Origin of the sequence: Gordonia crocea (assembly GCF_009932435.1) — a bacterium.
Lineage (GTDB): Bacteria > Actinomycetota > Actinomycetes > Mycobacteriales > Mycobacteriaceae > Gordonia > Gordonia crocea.
In genome coordinates this window covers 1434713-1457569 of record NZ_BJOU01000001.1, presented here as the reverse complement: position 1 = coordinate 1457569, position 22857 = coordinate 1434713, and the positions used below count along the sequence as shown (strand labels likewise).

General features: G+C 70.0%; 21 protein-coding genes and 1 riboswitch. Of the genes, 11 read left to right on the top strand and 10 right to left on the bottom strand.

Going from position 1 to position 22857, the window contains the following annotated elements:
- Positions 1-72 precede the first annotated feature (72 nt).
- Complete coding sequence (locus tag nbrcactino_RS18145) at positions 73-426, top strand: DUF3887 domain-containing protein (protein ID WP_228460719.1); 354 nt, start codon at positions 73-75, stop codon at positions 424-426.
- Here nbrcactino_RS18145 and nbrcactino_RS06895 read toward each other — a convergent pair.
- Complete coding sequence (locus nbrcactino_RS06895) at positions 412-570, bottom strand: hypothetical protein (protein ID WP_161926685.1); 159 nt, start codon at positions 568-570, stop codon at positions 412-414. The genes nbrcactino_RS18145 and nbrcactino_RS06895 overlap by 15 nt on opposite strands.
- A 179-nt stretch (positions 571-749) precedes the next feature.
- Here nbrcactino_RS06895 and nbrcactino_RS06890 point away from each other — a divergent pair, with 179 nt between their 5' ends.
- The 3 genes from nbrcactino_RS06890 to nbrcactino_RS18500 all read left to right on the top strand — a co-directional run bounded on the left by nbrcactino_RS06890 (position 750) and on the right by nbrcactino_RS18500 (position 3426).
- Positions 750-1400 carry a lasso peptide biosynthesis B2 protein gene (locus tag nbrcactino_RS06890; RefSeq protein ID WP_161926684.1) on the top strand — a complete coding sequence of 217 codons (651 nt, stop codon included), beginning with the start codon at positions 750-752 and terminating at the stop codon, positions 1398-1400.
- The gene (locus nbrcactino_RS06885) at positions 1400-3172 is read left to right on the top strand and encodes an asparagine synthase-related protein (protein WP_161926683.1); all 1773 of its coding nucleotides are present in this window, start codon (positions 1400-1402) and stop codon (positions 3170-3172) included. The genes nbrcactino_RS06890 and nbrcactino_RS06885 overlap by 1 nt, the downstream gene beginning before the upstream one ends.
- Positions 3173-3255: 83 nt before the next feature.
- Positions 3256-3426, top strand: coding sequence for a lasso RiPP family leader peptide-containing protein (locus nbrcactino_RS18500; RefSeq protein WP_161926682.1), 171 nt, complete (start codon positions 3256-3258; stop codon positions 3424-3426).
- Positions 3427-3440: 14 nt separating this feature from the next.
- On the opposite strand, the gene nbrcactino_RS06875 is transcribed toward nbrcactino_RS18500, so the two are convergent.
- Positions 3441-3875 carry a DUF6636 domain-containing protein gene (locus nbrcactino_RS06875; protein ID WP_228460718.1) on the bottom strand — a complete coding sequence of 145 codons (435 nt, stop codon included), beginning with the start codon at positions 3873-3875 and terminating at the stop codon, positions 3441-3443.
- A gap of 78 nt (positions 3876-3953) precedes the next feature.
- On the bottom strand, positions 3954-5156 hold the full coding sequence (locus nbrcactino_RS06870; RefSeq protein WP_161926681.1) for a PucR family transcriptional regulator: 1203 nt from the start codon (positions 5154-5156) through the stop codon (positions 3954-3956).
- A 109-nt stretch (positions 5157-5265) separates the two neighbouring features.
- Between nbrcactino_RS06870 and nbrcactino_RS06865 the strand changes: the two genes are divergently transcribed.
- Positions 5266-6765 carry a flavin-containing monooxygenase gene (locus nbrcactino_RS06865; RefSeq protein WP_161926680.1) on the top strand — a complete coding sequence of 500 codons (1500 nt, stop codon included), beginning with the start codon at positions 5266-5268 and terminating at the stop codon, positions 6763-6765.
- A 13-nt stretch (positions 6766-6778) separates the two neighbouring features.
- Here nbrcactino_RS06865 and nbrcactino_RS06860 read toward each other — a convergent pair whose 3' ends face one another.
- The gene (locus tag nbrcactino_RS06860; protein WP_161926679.1) at positions 6779-8008 is read right to left on the bottom strand and encodes an acyl-CoA dehydrogenase family protein; all 1230 of its coding nucleotides are present in this window, start codon (positions 8006-8008) and stop codon (positions 6779-6781) included.
- A 101-nt stretch (positions 8009-8109) separates the two neighbouring features.
- Here nbrcactino_RS06860 and nbrcactino_RS06855 point away from each other — a divergent pair, with 101 nt between their 5' ends.
- From nbrcactino_RS06855 to nbrcactino_RS06845, 3 genes are read left to right on the top strand one after another with little or no spacing between them, the layout of a single operon-like run.
- Positions 8110-9315, top strand: coding sequence for a serine hydrolase (locus tag nbrcactino_RS06855; protein ID WP_161926678.1), 1206 nt, complete (start codon positions 8110-8112; stop codon positions 9313-9315).
- A 30-nt stretch (positions 9316-9345) separates the two neighbouring features.
- Positions 9346-10191, top strand: coding sequence for an SDR family NAD(P)-dependent oxidoreductase (locus nbrcactino_RS06850; protein WP_161926677.1), 846 nt, complete (start codon positions 9346-9348; stop codon positions 10189-10191).
- Between the two features lie 57 nt (positions 10192-10248).
- Positions 10249-10665 carry a globin gene (locus nbrcactino_RS06845; RefSeq protein ID WP_161926676.1) on the top strand — a complete coding sequence of 139 codons (417 nt, stop codon included), beginning with the start codon at positions 10249-10251 and terminating at the stop codon, positions 10663-10665.
- Here the strand turns inward: nbrcactino_RS06845 and nbrcactino_RS06840 are convergent.
- From nbrcactino_RS06840 to nbrcactino_RS06830, 3 genes are read right to left on the bottom strand one after another with little or no spacing between them, the layout of a single operon-like run.
- Positions 10647-11207 carry a histidine phosphatase family protein gene (locus nbrcactino_RS06840; RefSeq protein WP_308470336.1) on the bottom strand — a complete coding sequence of 187 codons (561 nt, stop codon included), beginning with the start codon at positions 11205-11207 and terminating at the stop codon, positions 10647-10649. The genes nbrcactino_RS06845 and nbrcactino_RS06840 overlap by 19 nt on opposite strands.
- Positions 11182-11976, bottom strand: a complete 795-nt coding sequence (locus nbrcactino_RS06835) for a CbtA family protein (protein WP_161926675.1) — start codon at positions 11974-11976, stop codon at positions 11182-11184. Before nbrcactino_RS06835 ends, nbrcactino_RS06840 begins: the two co-directional genes overlap by 26 nt.
- A 19-nt stretch (positions 11977-11995) precedes the next feature.
- Entirely contained in the window at positions 11996-12214 is a 219-nt protein-coding gene (locus nbrcactino_RS06830) for a CbtB domain-containing protein (RefSeq protein WP_161926674.1), read from the bottom strand.
- A 32-nt stretch (positions 12215-12246) separates the two neighbouring features.
- Positions 12247-12408: riboswitch (cobalamin riboswitch) on the bottom strand.
- Between the two features lie 83 nt (positions 12409-12491).
- On the opposite strand from nbrcactino_RS06830, the gene nbrcactino_RS06825 reads away from it, so the two are divergent.
- The 3 genes from nbrcactino_RS06825 (at position 12492) to nbrcactino_RS06815 (ending at position 18351) form a co-directional block, all read left to right on the top strand.
- A complete protein-coding gene (locus tag nbrcactino_RS06825) occupies positions 12492-17093 on the top strand; it encodes an ATP-dependent helicase (RefSeq protein WP_161926673.1) in 4602 nt (1533 codons plus the stop codon).
- Between the two features lie 60 nt (positions 17094-17153).
- Positions 17154-17954: a DNA-formamidopyrimidine glycosylase family protein gene (locus nbrcactino_RS06820; protein WP_161926672.1), complete on the top strand. Its 801-nt coding sequence runs from the start codon at positions 17154-17156 to the stop codon at positions 17952-17954.
- Positions 17955-18057: 103 nt separating this feature from the next.
- A complete protein-coding gene (locus nbrcactino_RS06815; RefSeq protein WP_161926671.1) occupies positions 18058-18351 on the top strand; it encodes a hypothetical protein in 294 nt (97 codons plus the stop codon).
- 77 nt (positions 18352-18428) lie between these two features.
- On the opposite strand, the gene nbrcactino_RS06810 is transcribed toward nbrcactino_RS06815, so the two are convergent.
- The 3 genes from nbrcactino_RS06810 to nbrcactino_RS06800 form a co-directional block, all read right to left on the bottom strand.
- Positions 18429-18857 (bottom strand): pyridoxamine 5'-phosphate oxidase family protein, encoded by a 429-nt coding sequence (locus nbrcactino_RS06810; protein ID WP_161926670.1) that lies wholly within the window; start codon positions 18855-18857, stop codon positions 18429-18431.
- Between the two features lie 83 nt (positions 18858-18940).
- Positions 18941-20683: a glycerol-3-phosphate dehydrogenase gene (glpD, locus tag nbrcactino_RS06805; protein WP_161926669.1), complete on the bottom strand. Its 1743-nt coding sequence runs from the start codon at positions 20681-20683 to the stop codon at positions 18941-18943.
- Positions 20684-20708: 25 nt separating this feature from the next.
- Positions 20709-22829: an MMPL family transporter gene (locus tag nbrcactino_RS06800; protein WP_371864499.1), complete on the bottom strand. Its 2121-nt coding sequence runs from the start codon at positions 22827-22829 to the stop codon at positions 20709-20711.
- Positions 22830-22857: the final 28 nt, after the last annotated feature.

The following is a 22857-nucleotide window of genomic DNA, read 5'->3' as shown; positions in this document are numbered from 1 at the left end:
TTTGTCGGCACTACCCGACAAGCGGCATTCCAACGATTCGGCAAACCCATCGACCCGCGAACAGGAGACCCAATGACCGTCACCCCACTGACCGGCGCCGACGACAAGGCCCGCACCCTCTTCGAACTGTGGCCGGCCCACGACTGGGCTGGGATCTTCGCGACCTTCGCCCCCCGCATGGCCGCAGCATTCCCCGAGGCGGAAATCCCCAACGCGTGGGCTCAGATTATTGCGCAAGTCGGGGAACTCGAGACGATCGCCGACGATGCCTACGTCCGGGTGCACGACATCCACACCGTCGTCGACGTCCCGCTCGAGTTCGAGGCCGGCGAGATGGTCGGGCGAGTAACCTTCGACGAGAGCGGTCACGTCGCAGGCCTATTCTTCCTGAACCCTGACGCAGCGTCGGAGTCAGAGTCGCAATAGCCCACGCCCCTGGGTCCACTCGACGGGATTTAGGGTCCACTCGACGAGATCGAGGGCCCAGTCGACGGGGATGAGGGCCCAGTCGACGAGGATCAGGGCCCACTCGACGAGGATCAGGGCCCACTCGGCGGGATTGAGGACCATCCGCAATCCGAAATACCGGAACCATCCGCGCAAAACGGAAAATGGGGCACCATTGGACTACTTGCAGATTCGACCTTCTCCTCGCATTCCACCCCCGCCGCGCACGACGGCCCACACAGGAGTCGAGCACAGTGCACCCGGTAGCCCCGTTCCCGCCGCAGTTGTTCTGCTCGCCGACCATGCGGTGCGTCGAGGTGTCCGGCCGCCTGGTGGTGCTCGATCTGTCAGCCGGTGTCTACGACGTGGTGGACGAGGTCGGCACGGCCATGTGGGGACTGCTCACCCAGCCCCCGGCGGCCCGCGACCTGCCCCGTCTGGCCGCCGATTTCGGTGCCAGCCCGTCGCTGGTGGAGGCGGACTTCAGCGACTTCGCGACGGCGCAGCTGACCGCCGGCCGCCTCGTCGCCGAGCATCAAGCCATGTCGGCGCAGCCGGCACCCAAGGCCGTCCGACGTCGACCCTCACTGCTGCGCGCCCTGCGTGAACGCGCGAGCGCCACCCGCGATCTACAGCGAGACTTCGCGACCGCCTACCAGGACCGCGTCGACGCGATGGCCGACACTCGCGAGCCCCGCGTCGATCCACATCGCCTGGTCAAGCGCTTCCGATCCGCTGAAAGTCTCTACCAGTCTCAGGAAGCCCCGCTGGACTGCCTGCCGCGCTCGCTGGCGCTGCTCCGTTATCTCCGCATCGCGGGCTGGCCGGCCCGTCACGTGATCGGAGTCGCCCTGTATCCGTTCGAAGCCCATGCGTGGGTGGAGTTGGACGGCGATCCGGTCAACGAGAGCGCCGCCTATCTGCGCCGATTTACCGTCATCCAGCAGGCGTGATGGACCCGGTCGACGCACCCCACGGCTTCCTGGTCGTCCTGCCCGCCGACCCGACGACCGGCGCGCGCGGATGGCCCCGGCCCGACGCCATCGGTGAATCCTCGGTGTGGTTCCACGGCCACCTCACCGGCGCCGCACGGTTGCAGACCGACTTGGGCCTGGACACCGACGCGTCATCCGCCCGGATCGTCGAGGTGGGTCTGCGACGATGGCCAGACGGCACGGCCGAACACATCACCGGCGAGTATGCGGCGGTGGTCGTCCGCGGATCGACCGCGACACTGATCGGCGACCGGATGGGATTGCGCCCGCTGTACATCGCGTCGCTACCGGGCGGCACCGTCGTGGTGTCGACGGATCTCGGTGCGCTGGCACGGGAAACGCGTGCCTGGCACGACCTCGACGAGGACTATCTCGCGGATATGTTCAGCAGTGGTCTGCACCTGGGCGCCCACACCCCCTATTCCTCGATCCGCCGGCTGCGGATCGGCGAGTACGCCGAGTTCGCGGCGGGCCGATTGCGGGTGCGCGGCGGGTGGCGGCCCCGGATCGACCCGATCGACGGATCGTTCGACGATCACCAACGCGCGCTTCGTACCACCGTCGAGAACGCCGTCGCCGAATCCTTGTCGTCGACGAGGGTGCCGGCGGCGGAACTGTCGGGCGGGTTGGACACCTCGACCGTGCTGGCAGTCAGCACCGGAATCACCCCCATGCACGCGGTGAGCTTCGTCCACCCCGAGCATCCCGGGAGCGACGAGACGGCGTGGATGCGGGCGGCCCTCGACACCACCCCGGCGGTGTGGCACCCGATCAACGCCTCGGCGCAGGGAACGTTTGCCGCCGGGCCGGAACTGGGCTGCTTCCTGCCCACCCCGTCGCGCCGGATTCTGAATTGGGCGCCGGCGGCCGCCGAGGAGGAGGTCGCCCGGCAAGCGGGCATCTCCACCCTACTGACCGGCGAGGGCGGCGACGCCGTGTTCTTCGCCGGTCTGCTCCCCTGGTATCTGGCAGATCTGCTGCGCGCCGGACGGATGCGGGAGCTACGACGACAGGCGGCGCAGTGGGGCGAGCACTCAGAACTGGGACGGTCCCCCGCGTTCTGGGTTCGGCGGGCCGCCGTCGACGGGGTGCGGCGGTGGCGCAACGGGGAGACGCTGACCCTCGAGCCACCACGGCCCTTCACCACGTCGGCGCCGTGGCTCAACCCGGCCTACGTCGACGCCAGTCACCTCTCCGACCGGGCGCAGCGCACGACGCCGATTCGGGTGGGAACCGTTCACGGCCAAGCCGTCGTGGAGAACATCCTGCGCGGAGCCGAGTTCGCACGGAGCCGCCACATCTTCGGATCTGCCGGTCCAGAACTGCGCCACCCGCTCCTCGCCCCCGCCGTTGTCGACCTTGCGATGGGCACCCCCTGGCACATCGCGACCGATCCGCGGATCGACCGGGCCGTCCAACGCTATGCGTTTGCCGGATTGGTCAGTGAGACCGTGCTTCGCCGACGGTCAAAACCGATCGCCGACGAGGCCATCCTCCAGGGCTTTGAGCGATACCCGCGGTGGGCGGACTATCTGGGGACCGATCCACAGGTCGTCGAACGCGGCTACGTCGACGTCGGCGTCTGGCGCGATGCGCTGCGCGCCATCGGTCGGATCGGGCGGGTGACCCAGCTGTACACCGCCATTCAGATCGAGGTCTGGCTGCGCCACCTGCCCCATGCCGGCGCTCCTGCGCTGTTGACCGACGACGACGTCGCGACGGCGCGGTGATTTCGGCGAATCGGGCTTATCGCCGATCCCGGCAGAATAGAATCAACAGGGCACCACGATAGTGACTAGACGGAGGTATTGTGATGCCCAGCTACTCATCACCCCAGGTCGTACGCGTCGGCGACGTTCGCGCCACCACGCAAGGCAGCGAGAACTACCTGTCCGACAGCACCACGGGCTACGGCTACCAGGGTTGGTATCACCGACACTACGACACCCCTGAAACGGTGCTTCCGCTTCCAGTCAAGAAGTAGGCGAACACCCGCGATCAAAAGAGCCGGTAGGCCTCGCGGCTGATCGTGAATCCATTTCCACTGCCGTTACGACAGGTGACGCCGGTCGGTTCGCTGGTGCAGCTGTACCCCATCCGGACGGCTCGCTCGCCGTACTGCAGGACTCGGCCGGCGGCGCCGAAGGTGGTGTCGCCCGCGCACACGAACTGCGGCTTGCCGCTCGTCCGCAGCGCGATTCCCTGCCCGTACCCGGTCTGGCTCGGGCAGTCCGCCGGCCGCGGCGGTGGCGCCCAGGAGCGGTCCCGGATATCGCAGCGGACCGAGTCCTCGGCCGACAAGCAGGCGACGTTCCCGCTCGGCGACGTGAATGACTGCAAGGCCGGCTCCGCGCCGGCCATTGGCGCCCCAAAAAGAGACACCGAGGTCAGTGCCGCCGCCGCAACCGTCGCCATACCTGTTGGAACCTTCATAGATCGACGATAGGCCGGTCGCTCAGGTTCGGGGTGCCAACCGCAGAAACCGCCAAAACGGACGTCGACCGGTGGGGTTCACTGCCGCCACCGCTGCACCTCCAGCGCGGTCGCGACGGCGATCGCGTTGCGGCCGAGCGCCATGGGCAACAACTCCTCGGCGCGGGCCAGGCGTCGCACCACCGTGTTGCGGTGGGTGAACAGCCGCGCGGCCGTCGAGGTCGAGTTGCACTTCTCCGCGAACCAGACCCACATGCACTCCCGCAGTTCCGGGTCGGCCCCCGCGAGATCACCCAGTGTCCGGGCGACGAACTCGTCGACGGTCCGCGGGTCATCACTCATCGCCCCGATCAGCGCGAGTTCCTCGGCATGGACGACGGTCCGCGACGACCCCAGTCGGATCAACACCTGCTCGGCACCCAAGGCTTGAAAGTGACTGTTGCGGAACCCTTCTCGTCCGTGTCCGGCCGACCCGACGATGACGCGGATCCCCTCGGGGACGTCCGGCTCCCCGACGACCAGGCTGTCCACCGGAAACCACACCCACAGCCGGTCCGCACCGGCCAGCACGGTGAGTCGACGGTCCAACCGGTTGGCCGCCATGATGGCGTCGCATACGGCCTCGAGCCGGCTCGTCGACGAGTCGGAACCGCTGAGCACCACCGCGGTCTGGGGGCCCGACAGCCGGTAGCGCAGTTGGGATTCGGCCCGCGAGTCGGTGATCGGCGCCCCCTCCAACACCAGGGCCACCGCGGCGCGACGCTCCGCGTGGGTGTCACCGGCGAGTTGCGCGCGGGCCACCGAGATCTGCTCGGCCAGCGCCTCGACCGTGTCGTCGACGAAGGCGGCCGCCGACTGCGAGGTCACGTCCAACACCTCGCGCAGCACCTCGGCGTCGTCGGTCACCGAGAAGCACACGTCCATCCACCGGCGCCAAGCGACGGACTGGGCGGTGCGGAAGGCGTCGAGCATTCCGGCATCGAGTCCCCGTCGAACCATCTCCCGGGTCATGTCGGCGCGTTCCTCGACGTCGCGCACCGGAACCCGCCGCCCCGGCGCGACGCGGTTGGAGCCGATCCACTGGGCGAGGTTGGCCTCATTCGTGTACCGCAGCGCTTCGGCCAGCACCCGGTCGTCGGCGATCTCCATCAGCCGCACCCCGCGCAACGCGGCGGCGTTGTACTCGTCGACCCAGTCTTGCGGCAGCACCGCCACCACGTTGATCGCCGCGAGGATGACCTCGGCGGCTTCCGGCGACGGCGGTGGCCAGTCTTCGGTCATGAGGTTGATTATGCACCAGCAGGACCCTGCTATTGGTTCAAATCACCATTGCTCATGCCCACCGAACAGGCGCACGCTTGTCATACGGTTCACACCCCCAGGAGTAGACATGACCTCGACCACCTCCATCCCCGACTATGACGTCGTGATCATCGGCGCCGGAATCTCCGGCATCGGTGCCGCGCACTACCTGCGCACCGAGCATCCGACGAAGTCCTTCGCGATCCTCGAGTCGCGCGAGCGGATCGGCGGCACCTGGGACCTGTTCCGCTACCCGGGCATCCGCTCCGACAGCGACCTCTACACCTTCGGCTACGAGTTCAAGCCGTGGACCGACCCGCAGACCATCGCCGACGCACCGCGCATCCTCGAGTACCTGCACGAGGCCGTCGCCGACGACAACCTGGCCGACACCATCGCGTTCAACCGCCGGGTCACCGCCGCGGACTGGTCGGAGGCCGAACAGCTCTGGCGGCTGACCGTCGCCCACACCGACAAGACCGGTCGCAAGAAGCCCGACACCGTCACCGCGCGCTGGATCTTCTCCGGCACCGGCTACTACAACTACGACGAGGGCTACGCACCCGAATTCCCCGGCCAGGACTCCTTCGAGGGGCAGATCATCCACCCCCAGCACTGGCCCGAGGACCTCGACTACAAGGGCAAGAAGGTCGTGATCATCGGCAGCGGCGCCACCGCCGTCACCCTCATGCCGTCCATGGCGCCCGACACCGAGCACATCACGATGCTCCAGCGCACACCGTCCTACATCATGTCGGTGCCCCGTGAGGATCCCATCGCAAAGGCCACCATGCGCCTGCTCGGCGATGACCGCGGCTTCCGCGTGAACCGCCAGCGCGCCATCCTCCAGCAGAAGGCCCTCTACCAGTTCTGCCAGCGGTTCCCGAAGGCCGCCCGCAAGGCGATCCGCAAGGTCAACGCCATGCAGCTCCCCGACGGCTACGACGTCGACACCCACTTCAACCCGCCCTACGACCCGTGGGACCAGCGCCTGTGCGCCGTCCCCGACGGGGACATGTATCGGGAGATCCGGCACGGCCACGCGTCGATCGCCACGGGCAAAATCGCGACCTTCGACACCACCGGCATCCAGCTCGAGAGCGGCGAGCACCTCGACGCCGACATCATCATCACCGCGACGGGGCTGAACCTGCAGTTGTTCGGCGGGATGGCCCTGTCGATCGACGGCGAGCCGGTCGACCCGGCGTCGACGATCGTCTACCGCGGCGCGATGATGTCGGGGGTACCGAACTTCATCATCGCGATCGGCTACACCAACTCGTCGTGGACGCTGAAGATCGGCCTGCTGTGCGAGTGGTTCTGCCGCGTGCTGAGCCACATGGACGGCGGCGGTTACACGTCGGTGCGCCCCGTCGCCCCCGCGGGAATGGGGACGCGACCGATGCTCGACTTCGACGCCGGCTACGTCAAGCGGGCCCTGCACCTGCTCCCCAAGCAGGGCGTCGAAGAACCGTGGAAGACGACGATGGCGGTCTCCCACGACGTCAAGAACCTCCGCAAGGGCGCCGTCGACGACGGGTTCTTGAGCTACGAGAAGGCGGAGGCGCCGCTGCGCGCCCCCGCCTGATCAGCCCGTCGGGTCAGCCGCGCAACAGGCCCTTCGCCACGTGCGTCACCTGGATCTCGTTGGAGCCGGCGTAGATCATCAGCGACTTGGCGTCGCGCGCGAGCTGCTCGACCCGGTACTCGGCCATGTAGCCGTTGCCGCCGAACAGCTGGACGGCCTCCATGGCGACCTCGGTGGCCGCGCGTGAGGAGTACAGCTTCATCGCCGAGGCCTGCGCCAGCGTCGGCGGCTTGCCCGCCTTCATCGCCTCCATCGCGACGAAGAGCATGTTCTGCACGTTGAGACGGGCGACCTCCATCTCGGCGAGCTTGAGCTGGATGAGCTGGAACTGGGCGATCTCCTGTCCCCACAGCTTGCGGTTCTTGGCGTAGTCGAGCGACAGCCGCAGACACTCGTTGATGATGCCCAGGCTCAGCGCCGCGATGCCGACGCGCTCGGCGGTGAAGCCCGCCTTCGCGCCCTCGCCGCCGCGCTTGTCCGACCCGGTGTCCTCAGTCTCGCCCAGGAGGCGGTCGGCGGACAGCTTGACGTCGTCGAAGAACAACTCGCCGGTGGGCGAGCTCATCATGCCCATCTTCTTGAACGGCTTGCCCTGGGTGAGGCCCTCCATCCCCTTGTCGAGGACGAAGGTCAGCACCTTGCGGTCCCGGATGGGGGTGTCGTCGCCTTCGTCGAGCTTGGCGAACACGACGATGGTGTCGGCGTAGGGGCCGTTGGTGATGAAGGTCTTCTGCCCCTTGAGGAGGTAGCCGCCGTCGCCGTCGCGGCGCACGGTGGTCTTCATGCCGCCCAAGGCGTCCGACCCGCTGTCGGGCTCGGTGATGGCCCAGGCGCCGACCTTCTCCATGGTGACCAGTTCGGGCAGCCACCGCCGTTTCTGGGCCAGCGTCCCGCGCGAGCGGATCGTCGAGACGGTCAGCCCCATGCTGACGCCCATCGACCCCACCAGGCCCAGGCTCACGCCGGCGAGTTCCATGTTCAGGATCAGTGCCATCGACGACGACAGGGTGCCGCCACCGCCGCCCTTCGACTTGGTTTCGCCGGCCTCCTCGGCGGCCAGCTCCTTCTCCAGCTGTTCGCGGTTCATCGCGTCGACGCCGAAGGTGGCCAACAGCTTCCGGGTGATGTCATAGGGCGGCAGCTGCCCGGTTTCGAGTTCGTCGATGTGCGGCCGGATCTCCTTGTCGATGAACGAGCGCAACGCATCGCGCACCATGAGATCTTCGTCGGACCATTCGAACATTGCGCCTCCCGGTGTGGATGTCCCCTCCCGGCCACGGCGGCCCGGGTAGAACATGTTTCAGTTTCGGCTCATTGTGCCAGGCGTCACTATCGTTGGCGATCATGGATGACCTAACGGCGGTGACCGACGTCGGCGACGAGGAGCCGACCAGCGCCGAACGGGGCGCAATCGAGGCGATCTGGTCGTCGGCGTTGGACTGGTACCGCGCCGGTCAGCAACCCGCCATCCAGGTCTGCGTGCGCCGACGCGGGCGCGTGGTGCTCAACCGCGCCGTCGGCCACGCCTGGGGCGCCGGTCCCCTCGACCCGCCCGACGCGGAGCAGATCCCGGTCACCGTCGACACGCCGTTTTGCTGCTACTCGGCCGGCAAGGGGTTGGCCGCCACCATCGTGTTGCACCTGCGCGATCAAGGCGTGTGGCGGCTCTCCGACCGGGTCACCGACTATCTGCCGGAGTACGGCGCCCACGGCAAGGGCCGCACCACCATCGACCACGTCCTGACCCATCGGGCCGGGGTCCCCCTGCTCACCGGCCCCCGACCCGATCCGCGCCGGATGCGGGAAAGCGACTACGCGCGCGCCATGCTGCGCAACCTGCGCCCGATCTACCCGCCCGGCACCCTGCACATGTACCACGGGTTGACGTGGGGTCCGTTGATCCGCGAGTTGGTGCTCGCCGCCACCGGCACCGGCATCCGCGACATCGCCGCACAGACCTTCCTCGACCCGTTCGGCTTCCGCTGGACCAACTTCGGGGTCGACGCCGCCGACGTGGGGCTCGTCGCGCCCAGCCACGTCACCGGGCATGCCGAACCCGGCCCCGTCGACGCGGTGTTCCGCAAGGCGGTCGGCGGGACGATGGCCGACATCATCCCCGTCTCCAACAGCGCCGCCTACCTCACCGACGTGGTCCCGTCGTCGAACCTCGTGTCCACCGCCGTCGAACTGTCCCGCTTCGCGGAGTTCCTGCGCCTCGGCGGCGAGCTCGACGGCACCCGGGTGTTGGCGCCGACGACGATTCCCGACGCGGTGCGCCAACGGCGCCGGTTGCGGCCCGACGTCGCCGTCGGCGGCGCCCCCCTGCGCTGGGGTACCGGGTTCATGCTCGGCGACAAGCGGTACGGCCCATTCGGCGCCGACGCCGAGCACGCCTTCGGCAACGCCGGTCTGACCCAGGTGGTCACGTGGGCCGACCCGTCGCGCGAGCTCGCCGTCGGCATCGTCAGCAGCGGTAAGCCCGTCAGCGGGTACGACTCGGCCCGCTACCGCTCCCTCACGACGACGATCAACCACTCGCTCCCGGCGTAGGGGTCGGCGCACCCCGCTAGGCTCCACGTCATGGCGGACAAAGCGGCAATAGTCACCGGCGGCGCACGCGGAATGGGATTGGCGACGGCCATGATCCTGGCGGCCGATCACCACATCGTCCTGACCGACGTCGACGAGACGTCGCTCGGGCAGGCCGTCGCCCAGATCGAGGCGAACGGCGGCTCGGCCGAATTCGTCGTCGCCGACATCACCAGCCGCGACCAGGTCGACGCGGTCTTTGCCGTGGCGGCCGCGGCCGGCGGCTTGCGCGCGGTGGTGCACGCCGCCGGGGTGAGTCCGCACATGGCGTCGGCGGAAAAGCTTATCGAGATCAACGCGGTCGGCACAATCCACATCGGCGAGGCCGCGCTGGCCGTCGCGAACGAGGGCTTCGCCCTGGTCAACGTGGCATCGATCGCCGCCCAAATGGTCCCCGGCTTCCTGATCCCCACCCGCGCCTTCCGCTACGCCTCCACCGACGTCGCGAAGTTCCGGCGCAAGCTCGTCGCGGCGGCCACCCGGACCGGGCGGAAGATGGCGGCCGCGCAGGCCTACCCGATCTCGAAGGCGTTCGTCGTCTGGTACTCCGCCGACCGCGCGGCCGCCTTCGGCGCCAAGGGCGCACGGATCCTGTCGGTGTCGCCGGGGTCCTTCGACACCGAGATGGGCCGGATCGAAAATGACGGCGGGGCCGGCAAACTCACCGAGTTCGCCGCCCTCAAACGCTTCGGCCGGCCGGAGGAGATCGCCGAGTTGCTCGCCTTCTGCGCGAGCGAGAAACCCGGCTACCTCACCGGCGTCGACATCCTGTGCGACGGCGGCACCAAGGCCGGCATGGGCCTGCGCGAGATGGTCCAACTCGCCCGCCAGGCCTGACCGGGTACAAAGTCCCTCACCCTTCGGTTACCCGCCCGTGCGTGCCACGATGACGCCATGGCATGCCCGGTCCCCGACGACACCGCGGTGGCCCGTTCCCTGATGCGGTACGAAGAAGCGCACGGCGATCCGGCACCGGCGATCTACACCCGCTTCTACGCGGCCCACCCCGACGCCGAGGAACTCTTCGCCGGCGACGCCCTGATCCCCCGGCGGATGATGTCGAGCATCTTCGGCATCCTCATCGACCTCGCCGACGGCACCCTGTCCCCGGGCAACTCCACCTCGTGGGTGATGGACCACATCGCTTACGAGGTGACCCGGCCGATGATCGAAACGATGTTCGGTGTGATCGTCGACGAGATCCGCAGCGGACTGGGCGAGCAGTGGTCTCCGGCGATGGAATCGCAGTGGGCCGAGGTGATCGCGCAGTGGGCCGACGCGGCCCTGGCCACCTACGACGCCGACGTCTGACTCAGCCGGTACTGCGCGCCGGGCACCACGTCGACGGCGAAGAACGACGCCGCATCCTCGCAGATCAGCGCCTGCGCCACCGGTCCCGCGACAACCAGGCACGACGCCGACGACGAGACGGCCCACGCCTGGATCCGACCGACGAATGCCGTGAGGGACTCCCCGCCGTGCGGCCGGGCCGTCGGGTCGGCGAACCAGGCCGCCATCTGCGCCCCCGGGATCTCCTCGGGCAGCAGGCCGGTCCACCGGCCGACGTCCAGGCTGGCCAACCCCGCGTCGACGATGACTGCGCTCGAGAGCAGCGACGCCGTTTCCCGCGTGGCCCGCTCCGGGCCGCTGATCACCGGTCCGGGCGGCGCGGCCAACGCGGTGATGTCGGCACTTCCGCGCTCGTCCAGCGCGGTGTCGGTCTCGCCGAAGCGCACCCGGTGGTTGGGCCCGGTGCGCCCGGCGACGACCACGATCAGCGGGCCGGCCGCTACCGGCGCGTCCTCGCGGTCCGACTCGTCCCTGGGCTCAGCGGGCGGCGGTGACCAGGTCACCGGCGGCCTGCTCGGTGCGCCGGGTGAACGCCGAGATCGCGGCGGCGAAGACGAGGGTCAGCACCGTCCACAGCACGACCTGGTTGGCGATGGCATACACCCGGAAGTCTCCGATCACCGCGGCCGGGAAGCCGGCCGGCACCTCGTGGAACTCCGGCAGCAGTTCCTTGGCGACCCCGATCACGACGAGATAGCCGATCCCGGCGATCGTCGCCCCGGCCAGACCGCCGATCCGGTCGCGCAATTGCAGCGCGACGACCACCGCGATGATCATCGCGATGACCGAGACCAGGGTGATGATCAGGAAGGACCCGGAGCGCTCACCGATGGTGGCGTCGTCGCCGACGGCCGGCGGGTTGGCCGGATAGACGAAGAACGGCACCCCGAATGCGGCGACGAAGCCGAGCAGCCCCAGCGCACCGACGACGGCACGCGGGTCGGTCGACGGCCAGCGGCGCCCGACATAGGCCCACAGGACGGTGAAGGCAACGGCGAAGAAGGCGCCCATCGCCAAGGCGAAGACGACGGTACCGACGCCGGCACCGAAGTTCTCCTGGATCGTGCGGCTGAAGACCTCCACCTCACCGTGGTGGTCCTGCTCGGCGGCATGCTCGGCGGCGTGGGCCATCTCCTCGGCCTTGCTCTGACTCTCCTCGAAGGCGATCGCCTTGGCGACCTGCGGCTCGATGAAGATCCGGGCGAAAACGAATGACACGATTCCGGCTACCAGGCCAGCAAAAAGCCCGGCGCCGATGAATTTGCGCTCCATGGTTGTCGTCTACCGCCCGTCAGTGGCAGGGGAAGCCGAGGAAGTGGCGGGCGTCGTGGACGAACTCGTGGACGTGGGTGTCGGACCCGAACACCGACACCGCCCCCTGGTCGTAGCCCAAGAAGTAGTAGGCCAGCGCGGCGATCAGCACCGTCGCGGTCAGCAGCAGCGCGGCGCTGAGCGCGGACAGGTCGGGGACGGCGAGCGCGCGCGGAGCGGCGGCTTTCACCTGGGTCATGGCGGTCCTTTCGTCGGCGGATCTCGCGTCCGCTTTGCTCACATCGATCAGCACGGTGTCCTGACTCGCCCGCGGCCGAGGCGACCGGTGACTCACAGTGGCGCGACCGTCCCGGATTCACACCGGGTTGCCCGCATTGCTGACGGGCTCAACTCTAGCCCTGCGACCCCCGCACCGGTCGAGGTCGGGGGCATTGCTCCCCGACCCTGGCCGACCGGCCACCGTAGACGCCCACCGGAAGACGCACGGTGTCCGACTGGTCGGACACAATGGAGCGGTGCCCGCCACCGACGCACTCGCCCGCTTCTCGACGCCGACCCGCGACTGGTTCGCCGGCGCCTTCGAGGCGCCCACCCCGGCGCAGGCGGGCGCGTGGGACTCGATCGCCGACGGCAACCACACCCTGGTCATCGCACCCACCGGCTCGGGCAAGACGCTCTCGGCCTTCCTCTGGGCGATCGACCGGCTCGCCACGACCGAGCGCGGCACCCCACGACGCACCAAGGTCGTCTACCTCTCGCCGCTGAAGGCGCTGGCCGTCGACGTCGAGCGCAACCTGCGCGCACCGTTGGCCGGTATCGCCGCCACGGCCACCGCCGCCGGCGTCGCCCCACCCGAGATCACCGTCGGCATCCGCTCCGGCGACACCCCGGCGGCCGCCCGCCGCCAGCTCGTGCGGAACCCGCCCGACATCCTCATCACCACCCCGGAATCGCTGTACCTCATGCTGACCTCGTCGGCGCGCGAGACGCTCGCCGACGTCGAGACGGTCATCGTCGACGAGGTGCACGCCGTCGCCGGGACCAAGCGCGGCACCCACCTGGCGCTCTCGCTGGAGCGACTCGACTCGCTGCTGGACTCCCCCGCCCAGCGCATCGGCCTGTCCGCGACGGTCCGCCCTCCCGAGGCGGTGGCGTCTTTCCTCGGCGGTGCCGCGCCGTGCCGGATCGTCGCACCCCCTGCCGCCAAGACCTTCGAACTGCAGATCGCCGTCCCCGTCGAGGACATGGCCAACATCGGTCCCGGCGACGATGCCGACCCGCTGCCCGGCGATGACGCCTTCTCGCCGACCGCGGGGTCGATCTGGCCGGCGATCGAACGGTCGATGGCCGAGGCGATCCTGGCAAACCGCTCCACCATCGTCTTCGCCAATTCCCGCCGCCTGGCCGAACGGCTGACCGCCGCGCTCAACGAGTTGTACGCCAGGCAGCTCGGTTTCACCGCCGACGAGCAGCGCAACGACCACAACCCCGGCGGCATGCCGTCGGCCCTGTCCACCGCCGACACCCCGGCGATCCCCCTCGACGCCCCAGTCTTGGCCCGCGCCCACCACGGGTCGGTCAGCAAGGAACAACGGGCGCAGATCGAGGACGACCTCAAGACCGGGCGGCTGCGCTGCGTCGTGGCCACCAGTTCGCTGGAACTCGGCATCGACATGGGAGCCGTCGACCTGGTGATCCAGGTCGAGTCGCCGCCGTCGGTCGCCAGTGGGCTGCAGCGGGTGGGGCGCGCCGGGCACCAGGTGGGCGAGATCAGCCGCGGCGTCCTGTACCCGAAACACCGCACCGACCTGATCCACACCACCGTCGCCGCCAGTCGGATGCGCGACGGGTTGATCGAGGAACTCCGCATCCCGGCCAACCCGCTCGACGTGCTGGCCCAGCAGACGATCGCCGCGGCCGCCGTCGACGACCTCGACGTCGACGAGTGGTACGCGACCGTCCGCCGCGCCGCGCCCTACCGCGACCTGGGCCGCGACGTCTTCGAGGCCACCCTCGACCTCGTCGCCGGGCGCTTCCCCTCCGACGAATTCGCCGAGCTGCGGCCGCGGGTGACCTGGGACCGGGCCGCCGGCACCCTGACCGGGCGGCGCGGGGCACTCCGGTTGGCGGTGACCTCCGGCGGCACGATCCCCGACCGCGGACTGTTCGGGGTCTTCCTCGTCGGCGACGAGGAGGGGCCGCGCCGCGTCGGCGAACTCGACGAGGAGATGGTCTACGAATCCCGCGTCGGCGACGTCTTCGCCCTCGGTGCCTCGAGCTGGCGCATCGCCGAGATCACCCACGACCGCGTGCTCGTGACCCCCGCCCCCGGCCAACCGGGCCGGTTGCCGTTCTGGATCGGCGACGCGGTGGGCCGGCCGGCCGAGTTGGGCGCGGCCATCGGCGAGTTCACCGGCCGGGTGGCCAACGCCGCCTCGGCCGAGGAAGCCCTGGCCGAGCTCACCGCGGCCGACGACACCCTGCAGCTCACCGACTTCGCCCGCACCAACCTGACGGCGCTGCTGGCCGAGCAGCGCGAGGCCACCGGCGCGGTACCCACCGACCGGACCCTGGTCGTCGAACGGTTCCGCGACGAGCTCGGCGACTGGCGGGTCGTGCTGCACTCCCCGTACGGTCTGCGCGTACACGCGCCGTGGGCCAGTGCGATCGGCAACCGGTTGAAGGCCGAGTTGGGCCTCGACGGGGCGGTGAGTGCCGCCGACGACGGCATCGTCGTGCGCCTGCCCGACACCGACGACGCACCGCCCGGCCCCGAGGTGTTCCTCATCGACCCCGACGACATCGAGCCGATGGTCACCGACGCGCTGGGCGATTCCCCGCTGTTCGCTGCGCGGTTCCGCGAATGTGCCGCGCGCGCCCTCTTGCTGCCCCGGCGCGACCCCGGACGGCGCTCGCCGCTGTGGCAGCAGCGGCAGCGCAGCGCCCAGCTCCTCGGTGTCGCGGCGCGCTACCCGGATTTCCCGATCGTCCTCGAAGCCGTCCGCGAATGCCTGCAGGACGTGTACGACCTGCCCGCCCTGCACGACCTGCTGACCCGGATCGCCCGCCGCCAGGTCCGGTTGACGGCGGTGGAGACGCCGAGCGCCTCACCGTTCGCCGCGGCCCTGCTCTTCGACTACATCGGCGCGTTCATGTACGCCGACGACATCCCGGTCGCCGAACGCCGCGCCGCGGCACTGTCCCTGGACACCGCACTGCTGGCCCAGTTGTTGGGCCGGCTGGACCTGCGCGAACTGCTCGACGACGAGGTGATCGCCGACGTCGTGCGCCGGCTGCAGCGCCTCGACCCGGCCCGCCAGGCCCGCGACGCCCAAGACGTCGGCGACCTCCTGCGCTGGCTCGGCCCGCTGACCGACGACGAGATCGCGCAGCGCTACCGCAGCACCGAGCCACTCGACGCCGTCCTCGCCGAGTTGCGCGGGCAGGTCGTGGCGATCACGCTGCGCGGGCGGTCGTGCCGGGCGGCCGTCGAGGATGCCGCCCGCCTGCGCGACGGGCTCGGCGTCGCACTCCCGCCGGGTATCCCGGCCGCCTTCACCGAGCCGGTCGACGACCCGCTGGGCGACCTCGTGTCGCGCTACGCCCGCACCCATGGGCCGTTCACCGCCGGGGCGGCGGCCGACCGGTTGGGGCTGCCCGTCGCCGTCGTCGCCGACGTCCTGACCCGGCTCGCCACCGCCCGGCGCGTCGTCGAGGGCGAGTTCGTCCCCGCCGACACCCTCCCGGTGCCGGACTCGGTCCAGTGGTGCCATCCCGACGTCCTCGGGCAGATCCGGCGCGGCTCGCTGGCGGCGACCCGATCGGCGATCGCACCGGTCGACCACGCGAGCTTCACCCGGTTCCTCCTCGACTGGCAGCACGTCACCGGATCGCGCCATCCCCGCGGCGCCGACGGGGTCGCCACCGTCCTCGACCAACTCGCCGGGGTGCCCATCCCGGCGTCGGCCTGGGAGTCGCTGGTCCTACCCGCCCGGGTCGACGGCTACGTCCCGGCGATGCTCGACGAACTGTTGTCGTCGGGTGAATTCGTCTGGTCGGGCCACGGTGCGATCGGCGCCGCCGACGGCTGGATCGCCTTCCATCCCGCCGATCTGGCCGCCGCCACCCTCGCGCCGCCCGACGAGGTCGAGATGTCCGCCACCATCACGGTCATCGTCGACGCGCTGGGCGCCGGCGGCGCACTCCGTCTCCCGGAGCTGGTCGCGGGCCTCGATGCCCCCGGCGACGTACACGACGCGGTGTGGGCGCTGGTCTGGGCGGGCCTGGTGGCCAACGATGGTTTCGCCCCGGTCCGGGCGCTGTTGTCCGGGCGCGGCGGCCCGGCGAAACGGAGCGCCCCGAGCCACCGGTCTCGCCGCGCTCCCCGCCTGCGCGGGGCCCGCCTGTCCGGGGCCTATCTCGCCGGGGCCACCTCTCCCACCCCGGCGGTGCCGGCCGCGCTGAGCGGGCGCTGGTTGCTGCTGGACCGGCCCGACGTCGATCCGACGGCCGCCACCTCCGCGACCTGCGAGGTGCTGCTGGAACGCCACGGGGTGGTGACGAAGGGCGCGGTCCACAGCGAGGGGGTGAGCGGCGGGTTCTCCCGCATCTACCGGGCGTTGACCGTCTTCGAGGACAGCGGCAAGGTGCGGCGCGGCTACTACGTCGACCGACTCGGCGGCGCCCAGTTCGCCGCACCGGCCACCGTCGACGTGCTGCGCGACCACACGCCGATCCCCCGCGACCGGGCCGGCGGCGCCGTGGTCCTGGCCGCCACCGATCCCGCGAATCCCTACGGCGCCGCGCTGGAGTGGCCGGCAGGAGCCGCCGGCGGGCACCGACCCGGACGCAAGGCCGGGGCGCTGGTCGTCCTCGTCGACGGGGAACTCGCCTGCTTCGTCGAACGCGGCGGCAAGACCGTGCTCACCTTCGCTCGCGCCGATGAGGCGGCCGGACCACTCGCCGACGTCGTCCGGTCCGGCCGGGTGGAGCGCCTCTCGATCGACACCGTCGACGGCGAACCCGTCGTCACCACCGGTTTCGGGCGGCTGCTCGTCGACGCCGGCTTCGCCACCACCCCGCGCGGCATCCGGCTGCGCTACGGCGCCCATGCGTGACAGCAGGTTGTCCCGCGCCCCGGGCCTCGGCGTCACCCTGACGGTGCTCGGGTAGGCGCCATGCCCGAAGGCGACACCCTCTTCGCTTTGGCGGCCCAGTTGCGGCCGGTCCTGGCCGGAAAGACGTTGTCCCGAACCGACTTCCGCGTTCCCCGCCTCGCGACGGCCGACTTGTCCGGCTGGCGGGTCGACGAGGTGCGTTCGGTCGGCAAACACCTCCTCGTCGAGGTGTCCGACGGCGATCGGCGGGCGGTGATCCGCTCCCACCTCGGCATGGACGGCTCGTGGCGGGTATTCGAACCGGGCCGGCGCTGGACCAAACCCGGCCACACCGCACGGGCGGTCCTGCGGGTCGACGGTGCCGAGGTGGTCGGCTTCGCCTTGCGCGAGTTGCACGTCGACCGCGTCGGGCCGGGGCGGCCCGATCCACTCGCCCATCTCGGTCCCGACCTCCTCGGCGCCGACTGGGACCCCGCGCGGGCGCTGGCGCACATGGCCGACGCGGTGGCCCGCGATCCGTCGGTCACCGTGTCGCGGGTACTGCTCGATCAACGGGTCATGGCCGGCGTCGGCAACATCTACCGCAATGAGATCTGCTTTTTGCTCGGCGTCCACCCGACCACCCCGATGCGGGTCGTCGACGCAGAAGAAGCAGTGTCGCTCGCACGAAGACTGCTGTGGCACAACCGCCTCCGACCGGTGCGCACCACCACCGGGCTCCCCGGCCGCGCCGACCTGTGGGTCTACGGACGGGCCGATCGCCCGTGTCGGCGGTGCGGCACGCCGATCCGCCGGGTGCCCGACGAGGATCGCGACCGCATCGCCTTTTACTGCCCGTCGTGTCAGCCGCCCGACCGCTGATGACACCCTCGGACGGGAATTGTCGGACATCTCCGCCATAACCGGCGTGACGTCGGTCATTGCCGCCGCACGAAGCCCAATCACGTTGGGTAGCCTGCCCTTCATGACCACGGTTTCCATCACCGGTCGCAACTTCTCCGGCGCCTTCCCCGGCATCTACGTCGGCCTCGCCCAGGACAACAAGTACGGCCCGTCGGCGCAGGACTCGTTCGGCGAGACCACCTGGCTCCAGCCGACCCAGATCCAGGGCGGCCACTTCTCGGTCAAGCTCAAGGTCAAGGCCGTCGCCGGCAAGATCAACTGCAAGACGAACTCCCGCTCGATCCGCACCCAGGCCGCCCACGGCTCGCCCGACCGCAGCCAGGACACCCGCACGCCGGTCTCCTTCAAGAACTAGGCGGCCTTCCTCCCGCACCGATTCGCATTTCCCGACGTAGTTTCGTCGGGAAATGCGAATTCGTGCGGGAAGAGGGGTCAGTCGATCCCGTAGCGGTCCGGCTCGGGACCGAAGGTGAACCTGCGCGCCGAGATCTCCTCGACGGTCAACTCGACATAGTCGTACTTGAGCGTGGGCACCCAGCTGTGCAGCGGCAGCTCGTCGGCCGCCTCTATGTCCCTGGTCGAGACCAGGATTCGCGCCCGCCCCTTGGCGATGACGCTCCACCCGCCGGCGTTGTCGGTCTCATCGGCCTCAAACGCCAGGCGGTTGTTGACCGCGATCTCCGAGAGCTTCGTACCGGCGGCGGTCCGGAAGACGATCTTGCCGTCCCCTGCGTAGAAGTTGATCGGGAAAATCTCCGGCTGGTCGCCGACGCTGGTGGCGACCCGGCCGAGTTGGCGGGTCGCCAACAGTTCCCAGGCCTGGTCCTCGGAGAGGACTTCGACTGCACTTCCGACGACCATGACGACCTCCGATCGAACGCCTGCTGTCACCCCAGGTTACGGCAGCGCAGGTGGGCGCACATGGGCCAAAGGACCCTGGTCGGTTACTCGGGAACGGGGACCGGCTCGAGGATCTCGGTGCGCGACTCGGGCGCGGCCGCGCGCAGGGCATCGGCCGACTCGTCGTCGGGCTGCTGCTGCGAGGCGATCTCCGCCTCGACCCGGGCCACGTAGTTGGCCACCTCGAAGGCCGCCGTCGCCTCATCCCACCCGAGGATGGGCGCCACCAACTCCGCCACCTCGCCGGCGCAATCGACACCGCGGTGCGAGTACTCGATCGCGATGCGGGTCCGCCGCGCCAGCAGATCCTCCAGGTGCAGTGCGGCCTCGTTGCGGACCGCGTAGACGATCTCCACCCGCAGGTATTGCGGCGCCGCAGCCAACGGCTCCAACAGCGACGGGTCGTCCTGGGCCCAGCCCAGCACGTCGTCGATCAGTGACCCATACCGGTTCAGCAACCGCCGGACGCGATACGGGTGCAGGCCATACCGCTGCCCCAGACCCTCGCACTGGTTGATCAGCGCGAAGTACCCGTCCGCCCCGAGCAGCGGCACCCGTTCGGTGATCGACGGGGCGACCCGCGTCGGGATGAAGTCGTTGCAGGCGTCCACCGCGTCGGCGCCCATCACCCGGTAGGTGGTGTATTTGCCGCCCGCGATCGACACGAGGCCCGGGGCGACGGTGGCCACGGCGTGCTCGCGCGACAGGCTCGACGTCGACTCGTCCTCCCCCGCCAGCAGCGGGCGCAGACCGGCGTAGACACCCTCGATGTCGTCGTGGGTCAGCGGCGAGACGAGGACCTCGTTGACCCGGTCGAGGATGTAGTCGATGTCCTTGTGGGTCGCCGCCGGATGCGCGAGGTCGAGGTTCCAGTCGGTGTCGGTGGTCCCGATGATCCAATGCGTCTCCCACGGGATCACGAACAACACCGAGTTGGCGGTCCGCAGGATGATCGCCGTCTCGCTGACGATCCGGTCCCGCGGCACGACGATGTGGACGCCTTTGGACGCCCGCACCTTGAAGTGGCCGCGCTCCTTCGACAGGGCCTGCACCTCGTCGGTCCACACCCCGGCGGCGTTGATGACACAGTGCGCGCGCACCTCGGTCACCTCGCCGGTATCGGAGTCGCGGACGCGCACGCCGTTGACCCGGTCGGCCTCCCGGAGGAACCCGACCACCTGCGTCGAGGTGCGGATCACCGCGCCGTAGTTGGCGGCGGTGCGTGCGACGGTCAGACTGTGGCGGGCGTCGTCGACGACGGTGTCGTAGTAGCGGATCCCGCCGATGAGCGAATTGCGCTTGAGCGCCGGGGCGACGCGCAGCGCCCCCGACCGTGTCACGTGGCTTTGGCCGGGCACCGACTTCGACCCGCCCATCTGGTCGTAGAGCACCAGCCCGGCGCCGACGTAGGGCCGCTCCCAGAACCGCTTGGTCAGCGGGTACAGGAACGGCAGCGGTCGCACCAGGTGCGGCGCGATGAGGCGCAGGGACAACTCGCGCTCGCGCAACGCCTCCCGGACGAGGCCGAACTCCAGTTGTTCGAGGTAGCGCAGCCCACCGTGGAACATCTTCGACGAGCGGCTCGACGTGCCCGACGCGATGTCGCGCGCCTCCACGAGCGCCACCCGCAATCCGCGGGTCGCCGCGTCGAGGGCGGCACCCACCCCGACGACGCCACCGCCGACGACGACGATGTCGAACTGCTCGGAACCCAATCGTTCCCAAGCACGGGCGTGGTACTCCGGGCCCAGCGCGGCCGGGCGGTCGGAACTGAAGTCGGTCGCCATGGCTCCGACCCTACCGCCAGGCCGCCTATCCGGCGCGTTGGCGCGCAGGGGCGGGCTCGAGGTCGCTGGGCCACCACATTCGTGGCCCCACCAGCGCGAACAATGCCGGAATCACCGTCGCACGCACCAAGAAGGTGTCGATCACGATACCGAGCGCGACGATGATCCCGAGCTGGGTCAACGTGATCAACGGCAGGATGCCCAGCACCACGAAGACCGCGGCCAGCACCACCCCGGCGCTGGTGATCACCCCGCCGGTCACCGAGACGGCGCGGACCATCCCCGCGCGCGTGCCCAGCGCGGGGGTTTCCTCCCGCGCCCGCAAGACCAGGAAGTAGGTGTAGTCGACGCCGAGCGCGACGAGGAACAGGAAGGAGAACAGGACGACGTTGGTGTCGAGCGCCCCGAAGCCGAAGACGTGCTCGCTGAGCCACGTGCCGGCGCCGATCGCGGTCAGGGCGCTCAATGCGGTGACCGCGACCAGGATCAGCGGGGCCACCACGGCCCGCAACAAGACCATCAGGATCAGGGCCACGACGATGAGGATCAGCGGGACGACGATGTCGACGCTGCGCCTGGCCTCCTGTCGGGTGTCGAGTTCCTTGGCGTCGGCTCCGCCGACGAGGGCGTCGGCGCCCGCCACCTGGGACACCGTCGACCGCAGGTCACGCACCGTGTCGAACGACCGGTCCGACGCGGGCGCGGAGTCGAGCACGACGTTGATCCGCGTGTAGCCGTTGGGCGCGGCCTCGGCGATCCGGGCGGACTCGACGCCGCCGACACCGGTGACCGCGCGCAGCACCGTCTCGGCCTGCGGGGTTCGCGCCAGGACGACCGTCGGATCGGCCACGCCCTTGGAGAAGTGCGCGGACACCGCGTCGTAGCCGTCGACCGAATCGGCGGAGACCCGGAACTGCTCGGTCTGGGTCAGCCCGACCCGCAGCCCGATCATGCCCGACGCGCAGACCGCCATCCCGATCAACGCGGCCGTCAGGACCACCGCCGGCCGGGCCGCCACCCCCGACGCGATCCGGTGCCAGAACCCCTGCCCGGTGGTGTCGGAGTCGCCGACGGCGGGCACCACCGGCCAGAACAGCCGGCGCCCGCACAGCGCGAGGGCGGGCGGCAGGACGAACAAGACGAAGACCGCGGCGATCACGATGCCGCAGGAGGCGAGCGCGCCGAGGCTCCGGATGCTCGGCAGCGACGACACGAGGAGCAACAGCAGGGCGATGACGACGGTCAGGTTGCTCGCCACAATCGCCGGGGCGGCCCGGCGCCACGCCTCCCGCAACGCCTCGCGGTGATCGGAGTGCACGCGCAATTCCTCGCGATAGCGGGAGATCAACAGCAACGCGTAGTTGGTGCCGGCCCCGAAGACCAGGACGCTGGTGATCCCCGAGGTCGACCCGTCGAAGGTCAGCCCGAACCAGTCGGCGAGCACGCCACCGGCGACCGTGGCCACCCGGTCGGCGATGGCCACGACGATCAGCGGCACCAGCCACAGGATCGGCGAGCGATACGTGATGATCAGCAGGACTGCGACGACCAGCGCGGTGACCAGCAGCAGCATCACATTGGCGCCGGAGAAGGAGTTGGCCAGGTCGGCGCCGAAGGCCGGACCACCGGTGACGTGGCTGATCAGACCCGACGGCAAGTCCGTCGCCGCCGAGGCCCGCAACGCCTTGACCGTGTCGTTCAGGGTGAAACCGGAGATCGTCGAATCGACGAAGACGGTGGCCAGCGCCGCCTTTCCGTCGTCGGAGACGGTCACCGGCGGCGCGGCCGCCCCCGCCGGGCCGACCGAACCGCGGTCGACGGCGAGCATCCGTCGCTGCGCCGCACCCACCGCGTCGATATCGGCGCGGGTGAGTGGGGCACCGTCGGCGCGGGTCACCACCAGGATGGCCGGGGCCACCCCGGCCGACGGGAATTCCTCGAGCATCGCCGCGACCCGGGCCGACTCCGCGCCCGGGGGCAGGGAGTCCGGCGCCGACTCGGCTGCCGAGTTCTTCGGCGCCAATGACATCAACGCCCCGACCGCCACCAGCATGAGGAGCAGGATCCACCAGGACCGCTTCCCCGTCACCCGCTCGGCGATGGTCGATGCCACCGCCGACATTCCCGTCTCCGAAGTCTTCGCCACGCTCTCACCGTAGCGAGCGCCGACATGT